This window comes from Shewanella sp. 1CM18E, assembly GCF_023161665.1.
GTDB lineage: Bacteria > Pseudomonadota > Gammaproteobacteria > Enterobacterales > Shewanellaceae > Shewanella.
The window spans coordinates 208,586-221,929 of sequence record NZ_JALNTW010000003.1; the positions used below are offsets into that span (position 1 = coordinate 208,586).

General features: G+C 44.6%; 14 protein-coding genes. 4 read left to right on the forward strand and 10 right to left on the reverse strand.

Annotated features, from left to right (window positions below; genetic code table 11):
* Positions 1 to 84: 84 nt before the first annotated feature.
* A complete protein-coding gene (gene hutW / locus MSG37_RS06460) occupies positions 85 to 1,539 on the reverse strand; it encodes a heme anaerobic degradation radical SAM methyltransferase ChuW/HutW (protein ID WP_248469763.1) in 1,455 nt (484 codons plus the stop codon).
* 369 nt (positions 1,540 to 1,908) lie between these two features.
* Positions 1,909 to 2,334 carry a PACE efflux transporter gene (locus MSG37_RS06465; RefSeq protein WP_248469764.1) on the reverse strand — a complete coding sequence of 142 codons (426 nt, stop codon included), beginning with the start codon at positions 2,332 to 2,334 and terminating at the stop codon, positions 1,909 to 1,911.
* A 142-nt stretch (positions 2,335 to 2,476) separates the two neighbouring features.
* On the opposite strand from MSG37_RS06465, the gene MSG37_RS06470 reads away from it, so the two are divergent.
* Positions 2,477 to 3,373, forward strand: coding sequence for a LysR family transcriptional regulator (locus MSG37_RS06470; protein WP_248469765.1), 897 nt, complete (start codon positions 2,477 to 2,479; stop codon positions 3,371 to 3,373).
* 31 nt (positions 3,374 to 3,404) lie between these two features.
* Here MSG37_RS06470 and MSG37_RS06475 read toward each other — a convergent pair whose 3' ends face one another.
* The 8 genes from MSG37_RS06475 to MSG37_RS06510 form a co-directional block, all read right to left on the reverse strand.
* Entirely contained in the window at positions 3,405 to 3,980 is a 576-nt protein-coding gene (locus MSG37_RS06475) for a YdcF family protein (RefSeq protein WP_248469766.1), read from the reverse strand.
* Positions 3,981 to 4,013: 33 nt separating this feature from the next.
* Entirely contained in the window at positions 4,014 to 4,547 is a 534-nt protein-coding gene (locus tag MSG37_RS06480) for a dihydrofolate reductase family protein (protein WP_248469767.1), read from the reverse strand.
* Positions 4,548 to 4,668: 121 nt separating this feature from the next.
* Complete coding sequence (locus tag MSG37_RS06485; RefSeq protein WP_248469768.1) at positions 4,669 to 5,457, reverse strand: heme ABC transporter ATP-binding protein; 789 nt, start codon at positions 5,455 to 5,457, stop codon at positions 4,669 to 4,671.
* Between the two features lie 10 nt (positions 5,458 to 5,467).
* Positions 5,468 to 6,484 (reverse strand): iron ABC transporter permease, encoded by a 1,017-nt coding sequence (locus MSG37_RS06490; protein ID WP_248469769.1) that lies wholly within the window; start codon positions 6,482 to 6,484, stop codon positions 5,468 to 5,470.
* Between the two features lie 59 nt (positions 6,485 to 6,543).
* On the reverse strand, positions 6,544 to 7,476 hold the full coding sequence (locus tag MSG37_RS06495; protein WP_248469770.1) for an ABC transporter substrate-binding protein: 933 nt from the start codon (positions 7,474 to 7,476) through the stop codon (positions 6,544 to 6,546).
* A 113-nt stretch (positions 7,477 to 7,589) separates the two neighbouring features.
* Positions 7,590 to 8,003, reverse strand: a complete 414-nt coding sequence (locus MSG37_RS06500) for a biopolymer transporter ExbD (RefSeq protein ID WP_248469771.1) — start codon at positions 8,001 to 8,003, stop codon at positions 7,590 to 7,592.
* Positions 8,000 to 8,755, reverse strand: a complete 756-nt coding sequence (locus tag MSG37_RS06505; protein WP_248469772.1) for a MotA/TolQ/ExbB proton channel family protein — start codon at positions 8,753 to 8,755, stop codon at positions 8,000 to 8,002. The genes MSG37_RS06500 and MSG37_RS06505 overlap by 4 nt, the downstream gene beginning before the upstream one ends.
* 143 nt (positions 8,756 to 8,898) lie before the next feature.
* A complete protein-coding gene (locus tag MSG37_RS06510; RefSeq protein WP_248469773.1) occupies positions 8,899 to 9,660 on the reverse strand; it encodes an energy transducer TonB in 762 nt (253 codons plus the stop codon).
* A gap of 339 nt (positions 9,661 to 9,999) precedes the next feature.
* Here MSG37_RS06510 and MSG37_RS06515 point away from each other — a divergent pair, with 339 nt between their 5' ends.
* The 3 genes from MSG37_RS06515 (at position 10,000) to hutZ (ending at position 13,272) form a co-directional block, all read left to right on the forward strand.
* Entirely contained in the window at positions 10,000 to 12,066 is a 2,067-nt protein-coding gene (locus MSG37_RS06515) for a TonB-dependent hemoglobin/transferrin/lactoferrin family receptor (protein WP_248469774.1), read from the forward strand.
* 76 nt (positions 12,067 to 12,142) lie between these two features.
* Positions 12,143 to 12,655: a heme utilization cystosolic carrier protein HutX gene (gene hutX, locus MSG37_RS06520; RefSeq protein WP_248469775.1), complete on the forward strand. Its 513-nt coding sequence runs from the start codon at positions 12,143 to 12,145 to the stop codon at positions 12,653 to 12,655.
* Positions 12,656 to 12,723: 68 nt separating this feature from the next.
* Positions 12,724 to 13,272: a heme utilization protein HutZ gene (gene hutZ, locus MSG37_RS06525; protein WP_248469776.1), complete on the forward strand. Its 549-nt coding sequence runs from the start codon at positions 12,724 to 12,726 to the stop codon at positions 13,270 to 13,272.
* Positions 13,273 to 13,344 lie beyond the last annotated feature (72 nt).

Here is a 13,344-nt window from a genome sequence, read left to right on the forward strand (position 1 = left end):
CAAGTGGTGGCCTAAATAAGCATCCAGACAAATATTAACTAATGATGGCAGCTAATTAGTGGCTAATCACATTTGTGTAGCAAGCTAGCTTGCAAGTGATTGTGAAGCTGCCTCTTGTGTCACTGTAATTGGGTTTTCTGCAAGGAACTCAAATAAACCGGTTTGCATATTGACGTTCCAAAAGCGTCCCGCAAGGGTTAGCGCTAAGGTGTTTTTGTGCAAGGTGGCTAAGCCATTTATTTGCCAAGCGCTAAACAGTGGCATCAGATGCTGCGTCATATTGCTGGACAATAAGTTTAACTCTAGTTTACCGCTGTCTAAGCCTCTTTTTAAAATGGCATCTAAACTGGCAGATGGATTAGGGCTCATTAACATGCCGGGTACTTGCACTGGTACTTGCACTGGTACTTGCACTGGTACTTGTACCGGAACAGATGGCGCCTGTACTGCTTGGGTTGATTTAGTTTCAAGCTCTGTTGATGCCTCATCATGAGCCAAATGCCACTGCTTTAAATCGCGAGCGTTCATACAGCCGTGACCATGAATACTGCCGCCGGCGCCAGCACCAAAGGGTAAAATCTCAATACCACTTTTAGCTAGACTGTTATATACACTGCGCTCTCGGCTATCTCGACGCCAATGGCAGCTTGACAGTCGTTGCCAGTTTTGCGATTCAAAGTGATTAGCACCACTGGCGTACATGTTGGCGCGAGCTTGGCTGTCGGCTTGATATTCACTTAATGCAGTGCCGAGGATTTTGCCTTTTTCTCGAGCATGATCAATACGGGTGCCGCTTAAGCCGATGAGTTGGTATAGATCCACGCCATGCACGCCACTATCAATAACCGCTTGTAAGTCTTGCTGCCAAATGTCTGCGGTTTGACCGGGTAGGCCGAAGATAAGGTCAATCACAATACTGGCACTTGGGTGCTGACTAAGTTGGTTTAGTCGATTAAGCAGGAAGTCTTTATCGTCAAAGCGTCCAGCAGCTTGGCGCACTTGAGTGTCAAAGCTTTGTACACCGAATGAAAAGCGATTAAAGCCGTTTGCCGTTGAGTTATGCCACTTATCGTCGTCAAAACCGTTGAGCCTACCTTCTAATGTGACCTCGGCATTTTCTATAAGCGGAAAACGGCTAATGGCTTCACCAAGCAGTTTTACTTCATTACTGCTTATATCGGTGGGCGTGCCGCCACCTACATAAACAGTATTAAACGGCTGACTTTGTGCCAGCGGCGTGTCGGCGGCAATTTTTAGCTGCTCAGTTAAGCGTTGCATATAACGGTTAATGCGCTGCGGATTAGTACCATTTTCAAAGAAGTTACAGAAAGTGCAGCGCTTGCGGCAAAACGGAATATGAATATAAAGCGCACGCTCAGTTGCTTGACTTGGTTGCTGCCACCATTGTTGCCATTGCTCAGGCTGCAGAAACACCGGTCGGCTGCCGCTTCGACCTGCATGGGGGGCACTTTTGACTTTAAAAGCATGTTGCAGGGGATCTGGGCTGGCAATACCCGTCATGGTTGGCGTTAGAATCATCACAGCTCTCAACATAAAAAGTTATTTTGATAATGATAATTATTATCAAATGGTTTTTTAGTGCGTTTGATCAATTAATTCTTCTTTGCAATGTAAAGATGAGCTTTGAAAAACGGTCGTGTCTGGCTGGAGAGTAGGGATCACAATTGCTTGCACCCTCTGTTTATGTTGCTGATAGGGCGGGATTTAACGGTATGATTTGCTTCTTATTTTTGCTGGTGTCACCAGCTTTTTAAATCTTAATAGATGAAGTGCTTGAGACTAATTAAATTAGTCATCGTGTAGCCCGCAGTGACATTTTAATCTGAGCAGGGCATAAAAAAGCCCATGAGAACTGCTCATAGGCTTAATTAGTTCACAGAAAGTGATTTAACAGCTTACAGCACGCTGGCGGATAATAAATGCTCTTGCGTGATCATAGGCAAGGTTATACAAAAAGGCGTAAATGGTAATAAATACTGTGACACCTAAGTCCATAATCAGCGCTTCAATAATACCAATATCTAGCATGTAGGCGATAACGGGTACGGTAAAAAACAGTAAGCCGATTTCAAATAAGCTCACGTGCAGCACACGTATTTTAAAAGGGCGTTTTTCTTTATTGCCAGTAACGACTTGGTCAAATAGCCAGTTAAAAATAAAGTTCCATGTCATTGCCATCGTGGCAATGATTATCATCATACCTGATAAGGAAACCACTTCATGATCAGTAAAGATTGCTAAACCAATAATGGAAAATGTAACTGCTAATACTTCAAACAAAACTGAATGAAATATCCGCTCTATAATACTCATTGTGCGCCTCGAAATACCTAGTTCAAAAAAGAACGACTCTGTAAAGGGACGCAGATTATTGCAGAAATTTGCTATAGATAAAGTTAACAGCTATCACTGTTAATGATAGTCTGCGGCGCATAATCGAATTTAGGTGATAAATATGTACAGTTTTGAGCAGCTAAAGATTTTTGTCACAGTATGTGAAAGTGGCTCTTTCTCAGCTGCAGCACGTAAATTAAAACGGGCTCAGTCGGGAGTGAGTCAAGCGGTGGCTAACTTAGAGATAGCTATCAACCAAGAGCTATTTAACCGCGATAAAAATACCCCAGTACTGACAGAAAACGGCAAAGCCTTACTGCCAATCGCCTATTCGATATTGCATCAGCAGCAGTATTTTGATCAGAAAATAGTCGCGCTGAGTCAAGAAGATGAGCATGAGCTGGTTATCGCGGTTGATGAAAGCCTAATGAGTGATGAGCTGTTGGCGATGTTGGCTCCATTGGCTGATAAGTATCCGGTGACCCATTTTGAAATCATTAGTGCCTCAACTTTTGATGTAGAAGAGCTTGTTCGTAAAGGTAAGGCGCAGATAGGCATTGTTTACGCTGATGGTGAGCTTAAAGTGGATATGGACTTTTTTACTCTTGGGCAAGCGCGTTTTTTAACGATAGCTTCGCCTCAGCACGAGTTGGCCAAACTGCCGTTAGTGCAAGACTCTGATCTAAAGTCTTATCGTCAGTGTGTACACCGTAGCGCCAAGCAGCGCGAATTATGGTTTAGTTATGCGATTAGTTCGAAGCTATGGTATGCCAACACTCATCAAACCTTAATTAAACTTGTTGAACAAGGTGTAGGTTGGGCGGTTGTGCCTGAATCATTAATTGAGGCCAGGATCTCGCGTGGAGATATAGTGCTGCTGCCTGTTGCTCACGAGTATCACGGCTGGCTAACGGCTGTGGGCTGCATAGTATCTCGCAGCCACGGTTCAGGACCTGTGCTTGATAGCGTAATAGAGGTTTTGCAGGATAAGTTTTTAACTAGTGAGCCGGTTAGTTAAGACTGCGTAGGCTGAATCTGTTCAAATAAAGCTAGTCAGATAAAGCGCTAAAGCGAGCTAAGTTAGCTTTTTCTCTATCCATAACCGATAGCTCGTGCTGCATCAATAATTGTAATTTATCAGCGTTAACCGGTGTTGTTGCCTCAAGATAACTTAAGTCTAAACTGGCAAATAGCTGGCTAAAAATTAGCTTGGCTCTAGGCATATGAAACTCTGATGTCACCACGTAAAGCTTATGGCATTTTAGCTTTTTAATAATTTCAATGGCTAAGGTCGCATCTTCAAAGGTAAAGCGGCTCAGGGCTATATCTGCAAATGCAGTTTCAGGTACGCCTTGGCTGATTAAATAGCGCTGGCCATACACTGCGTGTGGTGTGTTAGTTTGATTAAAGTGAGCGCCAAAACCACCTGTCAGTAACAATTTACTTTGCGGTGACTCTCGATAGGCTTTTAGCGCTGTTTGGCAGCGAGAAAGCGCGATATCAGATAAGTTACCTTGATCATCGTTGGGCGCACCAAGCACTATAATGACAGAATGAGCTGTTGAATTAGTTACAGAGCTAGCTGTTGAATTAATTGTTGAATTCGCCACCTGATTGCTACTCACTTTGCATTATTTCCTTATCTAGCCATTGTGGTTTTATCTTTGTCGTACAAAGGTGTTTTGCACTAAATGATCAACTAAGCGCTCAGCCTTAACATGCTTAAACTTAAGCGGTGCTGCCAGCTCCCCGAAAAGTGGAATACCGCCGCCGAGCAAAACTGGGATTGTGGTAATAATCAGCTCATCAATTAAATCATGCTGTAAGAAACCTTGAATGGTTTTGCCCCCGTCGATATAGAGGTTTTGATAGCCTTGGCTGTTCAGTGTTGCAATCACTTCTGTTAGTTCACCTTTAATCAAAAACACTTTGCCTTCGAGTCCCTCAGGGACTTTGGTTAAGGTGTTACTGAGAACAAAAACAGGCTTAGTGTATGGCCAATCAATGCCAAAGCTGAGTACTATCTCTAAGGTATTACGCCCCATTATTAGCGCATCAATCCGCGCCATAAATTCACCAAATCCAAGATCTGAACCATCAGGATTAGGAATGTCATGTAACCAATCCACTTGATTGTTTTTGTCTGCAATAAAACCATCGAGGCTGGTGGCGATATAGACGATATTGGTCATAGTAAGCTCTGTTATCACTTAGGGAAGGTTAATAAAAGAGAGTGTACTTTAAGGCGATAAAAAAGCGAGTCGTAACTGGATTAGTTGTGACTCGCACTATGGGTAATAAGGCTAGATTATTTTAAAATAGCAGCGGTGTTTGCTTGCCAGGTTCCATCACCACCACAGGATCGTAGTGCCACACTTGTCTTATTGTTTCCGCTGTTAGGGTCTCACTTGGAATACCATCACTCACAATACAGCCATTTTCCAGTACCACTAATCTGTCGGCGTAACGCGAAGCTTGATTCAAGTCGTGTAGCACCACAATAACTGCGTAATTTTGCTCATGGGCAAGGCTACGCGCTAAAGCAAGCACTCTGTGTTGCTGAGCCAAATCTAACGCTGAGGTGGGTTCGTCCAGCAACAAAATCGGCGGCAACTCTGATTGCGCTAATTGGGTTAATACTCGCGCCAGTTGCACCCGCTGCTTCTCGCCACCAGAAAGGGTTGGGTAACTGCGCTCTTTTAAGTGTGACAGTGCCACTTGTTCAAGTTGTTCACCAACCAGCCTTTTGCCCTGTTTTTGATTAAGCGATAGCGGGTAAAGTCCCATTTCAACGACTTCTCTTGCCTTAAACGGGAACGTAAGCGATGCGTGTTGTGGCAGCACGGCTAGTGACTTAGCTAATCGTTGGCGATCCCAGTGGTTGATTGCCTTACCGTAGACTTCAATCAATCCTGCTTCTAGCTCAACCTCCTGACAAAAGCTTTTCAGTAGTGTGGATTTCCCCGCGCCATTAGGGCCGAGTAATGCGGTAACTTGGCCGGCTTTTATGGTTAAATTGATGTCCGTTAGCACGGGTTTATGGCCAATGCGCACTGACAAATGGTTGACCTCAAGTACTGGCATTTGTGTGTCTGTTTGCATACTAATAACCTTAAACCAAGCGGTGACGCTGCTTTAACAGCAACACAATAAAGAAGGGGGCACCAAGAAGCGCGGTGACTAGCCCAACAGGTAGCTCAGAGGGGGCAACCAGTGAGCGCGCGCCAATATCAGCCAGTGCCAACAAGGCTGCACCTAGCATGGCGCTAAGTGGTAATAGTTGCTTGTGATCAGGCCCCACCATCATGCGCACTAAGTGCGGAACAACAAGCCCAATAAAGCCGATAATACCTGTGGCTGCCACTGAGATCCCCACACCTATGGCACATAGCACGATTAATCGCAGCTTGAGCTTATCGACATCCAAACCTAAATGACGGGCCTCAGCTTCACCGAGTAACAAGGCATTTAGCGCTTTGGCGCTGCGATTAAACTGCCAACTTACTAGCGCTAAGGCGACTAAGCTTAAAATAACATAATGCCACTGCGCGCCGGCAATTGAGCCTAGCTGCCATAAAGTGAGATCACGTAGCGCCATGTCGTCTGCCATATAGGTGAGTAAGCCTATACCTGCGCCAGCAAGTGCGGCAATCGCGACACCTGCAAGCAGCAGTAATACTACCGATGTACCACTTGGGCTACTTGCCAGACGATACACAATTAGGGTGGTAACTAGGCCTGCAATAAATGCACTTAGCGCTACCATGTATTCGCCGCCCTGTGGGATAAGCACAATGCAGATTGCCGCACCTAACGCCGCGCCTGATGACACGCCAATAATGCCAGGATCGGCTAGCGGATTTCTAAATAAGCCCTGCATAACAGCGCCACATTGGGCGAGTACTGCACCAACAGCTAGTGCCAATAATGTACGTGGCAAGCGCACATTATTTATCACTAATTGCTCGTGGGGCGCAACGCTCCCTATATCAAGCTGAGTAAGCCAATTAACCACAGCATGAAAACTGACCGTGGGGCTAATTTGCAGTGGACCTATGCTGACAGACATCAGGCTCGTTATCACCAGAGCGGCGAGTAAACTGGGCCAAAGCCAACGACGATTATCCATTTAATTATCCTGCTTTTTATCTTAGTGGGCGGACTTTATTCAGTGACAGATTGCTGAGACTAGTACTGCTTGACGTTAATAAAGTCGCTAGCTAGCTTGTCGGCTGCTTCAATAGCACTTAGACCAAGGCCACCTAGAAGTGCTTGTGGTTGTAGCGACTGGATCTGTTTGTTTTTACCTGCTGGTGTATGTTCAAGTATAGGCATCTGCTTAAGTACATCAGCGACTGGGTTTTCAATGGCTTTGTCAGAGCGATTTGAGATTAAAATAACGTCGGGTTGCAGTGATAAAATACCTTCTTGTGACACTGATTTATAACCGCTAAAACCGGCGATATTTTTACCGCCTGCTAACTTAATGATGATGTCAGCTGCAGTGTCGTCACCACCCACTCGAGCTGGTCGATCGGCTTGTAGTAGTAAAAATAACACTTTAGGTGCATCACCTTGTTTGGCTATTTGTTGCTGTTTTTGCTCGATTTGGACAAATGACTGCTTTACCTGCTCTTGTAGGGTGTTAGCTTGCTCTTCACGGTTAAGTAGCTTACCCATTTCATTAATATTGCTGAGTAATTGTGGCTGGGTATGTGCATCAGGTAGCTGGATAACATTGACTTTAGCACCGCTAAGCACATCAAGTGTGGCTTTGGGACCCATGGCGTCAGTGCCAAGCACAAGATTCGGTGATAGCGCTAAAATACCTTCAGCACTTAGCATGCGGTGATAGCCTAACTTTTCTACTTTATCAAAGCCTTGTGGCAATTGGCTGGTGGAGTCCACAGCGACTAACTCGTTACCGGCGTCTAGGGCGAGCACCAATTCTGTTACCCCTGCACCAGCGCTAACGACTCGTGCGTTAGCTGACTTGTTTGCATCGCCATGGTCATGGTCTGCATGAGCAAGTACTGATTGGCTGAATGCTAATGTCGATAGCAAGGCAACGCTGGTTAATAAGCGGTTGTGGCTGTTATTAAAAAATTTCTTACCAAGCATGGGTAACTCCAAATTAATCAAAACGATATAACAAGAATAAGTAATAAAATTAGCGTGTTGGATCGCCAATCAAAATCGAACGAAAAAAAATAAGTAAAAAAATATTGAGACGATTAAGGCTCCATTAAAATCTGCGTATTGGTAATGTTTTGGCGCTGCATTGCGGCTAACACCGTCATTAATGGTTGCACGGGGGCTGTTTTATCTGCAGCAATAATCACTTTAGCTTTGGGGTTCTCCTTAAAAGCTTGTGTAAAAGCGGCTTCAAAGGCACCAAAATCGTTATAGCTTTGGCCATCGAGGGCCCAATGCGGCTCAGTTTGCAGTACATTGATTGCAATATGTTGATCCTGAGACAGCGCGCTGAGATTTGAGTCGGCTTCAGTTGGTACATCAACCGGTAAACTCAATAACTGGGTGTTAGCGGTGAGCAGTAAAAACACCAGTACGATAAAAATAATGTCGATAAGCGGCGTCAGATCTAAACCAAAGTTTTGGCTGCTTTCATCATTGCCTGCGCTAATCATGACGTTGACCCTGCGGCTTGAGTAAATTGCGATTCGTTTTGGTTATGACAGCTTGCTTCTTTGCAGGTTGCGGCTTTTGAACATAACTGCGCGGCTGAATCTGAGCCGATACTTAAGGCCTGATCAAAGCCATCTAGCCAAAGGTTGAGAAGATTAAGTGCGTGGGCGATTTTATTGCAGCGACGCTCAGCCCAAAGCGTAAATAGGTGGGCAAGTGTTATGGCTGGAACTGCAATAATAAGACCTGCGGCCGTGGTGTTCATCGCAAGGCCCAAGCCTGATGCAAGCTGCGATGGTGTTACTGGTCCATCAGATAAACCCAGTTGATCAAACATCTCGATCAAACCTAAAACAGTACCAAGTAAACCTAAAAGCGGGGTGATAACCCCAATGATGTGCAATATCTTTAAGCCTGATAACAACTTAGATTTTTGCTTTACTAACCATAAAGATACGATTTCTTCACGCATAGCACGTGATTGATCTGCATGACTCAGAAGTAGCGCAGTCCCTTTGGCAAGCATGCTGCGGCCTTGGCTTATTTGGGCCATTAGTTCTTGTCTTTGTTCTGGGGTTGCACTGCGCGCTTGTTGGCGCAGCTCGGCTAACCAAGTATCGCGCTTTGGTAATTCAAACAGCATGAGTGCTAAACGCTCTAAAATGATCATCAAGCTGATAAAGGCGCAAATAAATAACGGCCAAGCAAGATAGCCAAGTTGCTCGATAAGTTGCTGGTATAAGGGCTGAGACATGGTGTTTCCTTGACGATGCAAGCGCATCGCATTAACTGTTAAAAAGTAATATTTGTTGCGTTGTCCCTTAAACGCACCGCAGTTAGAGCTAATTTGCTCTTGGTATTACATTCCTCGTAACACCATTTTCAGGATCTTTTGGGCTAGTTCAGCGCAAACTTTACCGGCACTCTTACAGTGTATGCGTAGGCTGTTTGTGGTGTTGGTGCGGCAAATTGCCACTTTTCTACGGCGCTGAGTGCGGCTTTATCGAGTAGACGGTAGCCAGAGCTATCAACCAAGGTGAGTGATAGTTGCTCACCCAGTTGGTTAAACATCACTTCAATAGTGGCTGTGCCTTGAAAGCCACGTTTGCGGGCTTTTTTAGGGTAATGGGGCTGACTCGGTGGTGCAGCGAAAGTTGGCTGACTGAGTGCCACTGACTCTTGGCTGACACCTTGCTTGGCATCAACCTGGTTTTGGTTGTGAGAAGGCGTTTTCGCAACCTCAGTTGTCGGCTCATCGATGACTTTATGCGGTATATCTTTTTCAACCTGCTTGCTGACCGTTTTTTCCACAGGTTGAGGTTTGTGTTCGGCGATTTGAGCGGCTTTAGGGCTGGGTTTTGCCGCAGCTGGTTTAACCTTTTTAGGCTCTACTTTTTGTGGCTTTGCTTTAGCTACTGTTTTTGTCACTGATGGCGTAGGCTGTTTTTCCGGTACTTTTTGTTTAGGTGTTACCGGCTCAGGTATTTCTGCCGCTGCAGTACTCGCTTGCATGGCAATTGACACGCTAACCGCTTGGCTTGATCCCATAGCGCTGCCTGAGCTTAGCGCTATTTCAGGCTGTGTATTTTGTGAGGCGAGCACGCCGCCTTGGATTAACACTGTTAAGCAACCAAAAACAAAATAACGTTTAGGTGTCATGGTGAAAACTCTTACCTGTTAAAAATCGGTTAACTAGTTGAATTCATAATTTTTGTGCTGCTGCGACCTAGACACCTAATCATCACTATCTTTACAAAACTGACAATTGGTGCGCTTATTTACATACTTTACAAAAGGTTATGAACAACAGAGTCATTAGTGTCTAATAAGATATATCAACTTGAATGAGATCGCAAATGATAATGATTTTCATTTGATCTCTTTTTTTATCTCAGGTAAAGTGCCCCAAAATAACAAACAACGGCCTAATTTTTGGTGTGTGCAAACTGCTACATGCCAATTAGGGCGTTATTGATACTGACCTTGAGGATTGAACCAATGATCAAGAAGCCTGTTGTAATCGCAATTGCGATGGCTCTTAGCTCTAGCGCTTATGCTGCACAAACTCAGCAAGCCAAAGAACAACAAGTTACTGAATTTGATGAAGTACTTGTTACGGCAACTCGCGTAAGCGAAAAAGCATCTGAAACTAGCCGTAGTGTGGCGGTAGTGAGTGAAGAGCAACTGCAAGAGTCACAACCTGCATCGGTTGCACAGGCACTTAAAAATGAAGCCAATATTAACGTGAGCAATGGTCCACGAGCTTCATCTCAAGGTGTTGAAATCCGCGGTCTAGGCGGTCAACGAGTATTACAAACGATTGATGGTGCTCGTCAAAACACCAACTCTGGTCACCGCGGAACATATTTTATGGATCCTGAGCTATTGAGTTCAGTTGAAGTGGTGCGTGGCCCAGCAAGTAGCTTGTGGGGGAGCGGTGCAATTGGTGGTGTGGTTGCCCAAAACACCAAATCAGCTGCGGACTTTTTAGAAGAAGAGGACACCTTTGGTGGCTACTTAAAGCAAGGTTATGAATCAAATGGCGATCGCATTAAAACGAGCGGTGCGATTTATGGCTTATCTGAAACAGACTCTGCAGGTAGTGTTGATTGGTTGGTTAACGGCAGTTACTACGATAGCAACAACATCAAAATTGGTAACGATCAAACTCTTGAAAACAGCTCGTCTGAAGGTACAAGTGGTTTAGCTAAGTTTGGCTGGGAGCCAACTGATGATCAACGCTTGCAGTTATCGGCACGTTTTTCAAATATTGACGAACTTGTACCGAGTAACCCAGCAACTCACGTAGGTAGCTCAGTGCCTTTGGTTAAGCGTAAAACAGAAGATCAAAATGTGACGTTGGATTACAGCTTAAATCCAACTGATAATGCGCTGCTAGATTTAAACGCAACGCTTTACTGGAACGGTACCAACTACGACGAAGACCGCGTCACCAAAAACCAGTTCGATAGCACTGAATATGAAACCTTAGGTTTTAGTTTAAATAACAGCTCAACCTTAGGTAATACCGTACTGACATACGGTGTTGATGGCTATAAAGATTCAATCAAAACTGTCCGTGATGACCGCGGCCAAGCTGGCGAGCGTCCTGATGATATTGACGGTGAAACCACTGTTTGGGGCGCTTATACACGGGCAGATATTGAATTGACTGACAGCTTAGCTGTTGACGCCGCAGTACGTTATGACGCGTTCAAAAATGACAGTAACAACCTTAACTTATCATCAGATGATAATGCATTTTCACCATCAGTTGGCCTAGTGTGGCAAACCACTGACTGGTTAACCTTAAGCGCACGTTACGATCAAGCGTTTCGCGCACCAAGCATGGAAGAGATGTACTCAACAGGTACTCATTACTGCATTCCTTCAATTCCAGGTTTCTTACCTAACGGCTTATGTAACACCTTTGAAATCAACCCAGATTTGAAAGCTGAACAAGCGGAAAACAAAGAGATTAAAGCCGATCTACGCTTTGCTAATCTTGCAGGTAACGACGAGTTAGCAATTACCTTAAACGTATTTAGAAACGACGTTGATGACTTTATCGAGCAGTCTGTTTCTGATCCATTAATGGGCATTCCTGGCTTTGAGCAAACCACCTCTTGGAACAACGTTGATGAAGCTAAGCTAACCGGTTTTGAGTTCAGCACTCGCTACCGCTATGAGCAAACTCGCCTAAGCGTGAACTACGGTCAAACCGAAGGTAAAGACAAAGCAACTGACGAGTACCTATCTAACATTCCAGCTAAAAAGCTCGCTATCGACCTTTCACAAGCCATTATGGAAGGCGATATGAAAATTGGTACTCGCTTTAGCTATGTCGCTGAGCAAGACCAGCTACCGCTAGATGATCTTAATCAGTATGACTCATACAAACTTTGGGATGTATACGTGGCGTGGGAACCAGCCATGGGCACATTTGAAGGCTTAAGAGTTGACTTTGCAGTTGAAAATATCGGTGATGAGGAATATCGCCAAGCGTGGCAAACCTTGTATGAGCAAGGCAGGAACTTCAAATTGTCAGCGCGTTATAGCTTCTAAGTAAGCTAATTGAAAACGAGGTCGGCTCATTAATATGCGTCGACCTCTTTGCCGTTTATTTTATAGGAGATATTCCATGTCTGTATCAGTAGAGCAAATTCGTCAACATCTAGAATCTAACCCAGCGGCTATGCCTAGCCAAGTCGCGGCAGAACTCAACATCAGTGAATTTGAAGTGGTATCGGAACTACCAAGCGAGCAATTAAGCATATTACCGCTAGAGCAGAAAGATACGCTGTTAGCTGAGCTACCAGAGTGGGGCAATATGACCACGATTATTTCAGCATCTGGCAGTATTTTCGAGTTTAAAGGCAGCTTTCCAAAGGGCAAATATGCTCATGGTTACTACAACTTAATCACCAAAGGTGATGGACTTCACGGCCACCTAAAGCTAGATGTTATTAGCGCAATTGCTTTGATTAGCAAGCCGTTTAGAGGCACTGAAAGCCACTCAATTAACTTCTTTGGCCCACAAGGTGAAGTGGTATTTAAGGTCTACCTTGGCCGTGACAAAAAGCGCGTGTTATTGCCTGAGCAAGTGGCACGTTTTACTGAATTAAAGCAAAGCGTTAATTCCGAATTGGCTTAAAGCACTAGCTTATTAAGTCGCTAAGCTAGTCATTAAATCAATAAGCATCAGAATAAGAGAGTAGAGCAATGAGCAACGAAAAAGAGCAAAGACTACGAGAGAAATTACTACCTGAAATTGAAGCGTTCAAAGCCGAGCGTTCAACGCTTCAACTTGCTACGCAAGACGCAGACGGTGTGCCAAACGCCAGTTATGCCCCTTTTGCTTTGGCTGACGACGGCTTTTATATCTTGGTTAGTGAACTTGCTCGCCACGGTACGAATCTTAAAGCGTCGAACAGCTTATCTGTGATGTTACTAGAAGATGAAGCCGAAGCTAAAAGTGTATTTGCTCGCAAGCGTCTAACCTTTGATGCAACAGCTGAGCTCGTTGACCGCGACAGCGAAACCTTTACCAAAGGTGTGGCGGCATTATCGGCACGTTTTGGTGAGATGATTGATAACCTAGCTGGGTTAGGCGACTTTAATTTGTTTAAACTAAATCCTCATCATGGCTTATATGTAAAAGGCTTTGGTCAAGCATTTAGTCTATCGGGCTCTGAGCTATTAGATGTTGACTGGAAGCGCGATGGTCACCATGGCACGCCAAAAGCGGAGCTCGTTGAAGAGGCAAGTTAAGCCGATAATTATACTGATTGGTATTAAAATTCAATAAACAATGCCCGCCTTTGCGCGGGTTTTGTTATTCTG

Excerpts from the sequence above, each read along its gene's own strand:
- hutW (WP_248469763.1), bottom strand. The coding sequence starts at position 1,539 with ATGATTCTAACGCCAACCATGACGGGTATTGCCAGCCCAGATCCCCTG.
- MSG37_RS06465 (WP_248469764.1), bottom strand. The coding sequence starts at position 2,334 with ATGAGTATTATAGAGCGGATATTTCATTCAGTTTTGTTTGAAGTATTA.
- MSG37_RS06470 (WP_248469765.1), top strand. The coding sequence starts at position 2,477 with ATGTACAGTTTTGAGCAGCTAAAGATTTTTGTCACAGTATGTGAAAGT.
- MSG37_RS06480 (WP_248469767.1), bottom strand. The coding sequence starts at position 4,547 with ATGACCAATATCGTCTATATCGCCACCAGCCTCGATGGTTTTATTGCA.
- MSG37_RS06485 (WP_248469768.1), bottom strand. The coding sequence starts at position 5,457 with ATGCAAACAGACACACAAATGCCAGTACTTGAGGTCAACCATTTGTCA.
- MSG37_RS06490 (WP_248469769.1), bottom strand. The coding sequence starts at position 6,484 with ATGGATAATCGTCGTTGGCTTTGGCCCAGTTTACTCGCCGCTCTGGTG.
- MSG37_RS06495 (WP_248469770.1), bottom strand. The coding sequence starts at position 7,476 with ATGCTTGGTAAGAAATTTTTTAATAACAGCCACAACCGCTTATTAACC.
- MSG37_RS06500 (WP_248469771.1), bottom strand. The coding sequence starts at position 8,003 with ATGATTAGCGCAGGCAATGATGAAAGCAGCCAAAACTTTGGTTTAGAT.
- MSG37_RS06505 (WP_248469772.1), bottom strand. The coding sequence starts at position 8,755 with ATGTCTCAGCCCTTATACCAGCAACTTATCGAGCAACTTGGCTATCTT.
- MSG37_RS06510 (WP_248469773.1), bottom strand. The coding sequence starts at position 9,660 with ATGACACCTAAACGTTATTTTGTTTTTGGTTGCTTAACAGTGTTAATC.
- MSG37_RS06515 (WP_248469774.1), top strand. The coding sequence starts at position 10,000 with ATGATCAAGAAGCCTGTTGTAATCGCAATTGCGATGGCTCTTAGCTCT.
- hutX (WP_248469775.1), top strand. The coding sequence starts at position 12,143 with ATGTCTGTATCAGTAGAGCAAATTCGTCAACATCTAGAATCTAACCCA.
- hutZ (WP_248469776.1), top strand. The coding sequence starts at position 12,724 with ATGAGCAACGAAAAAGAGCAAAGACTACGAGAGAAATTACTACCTGAA.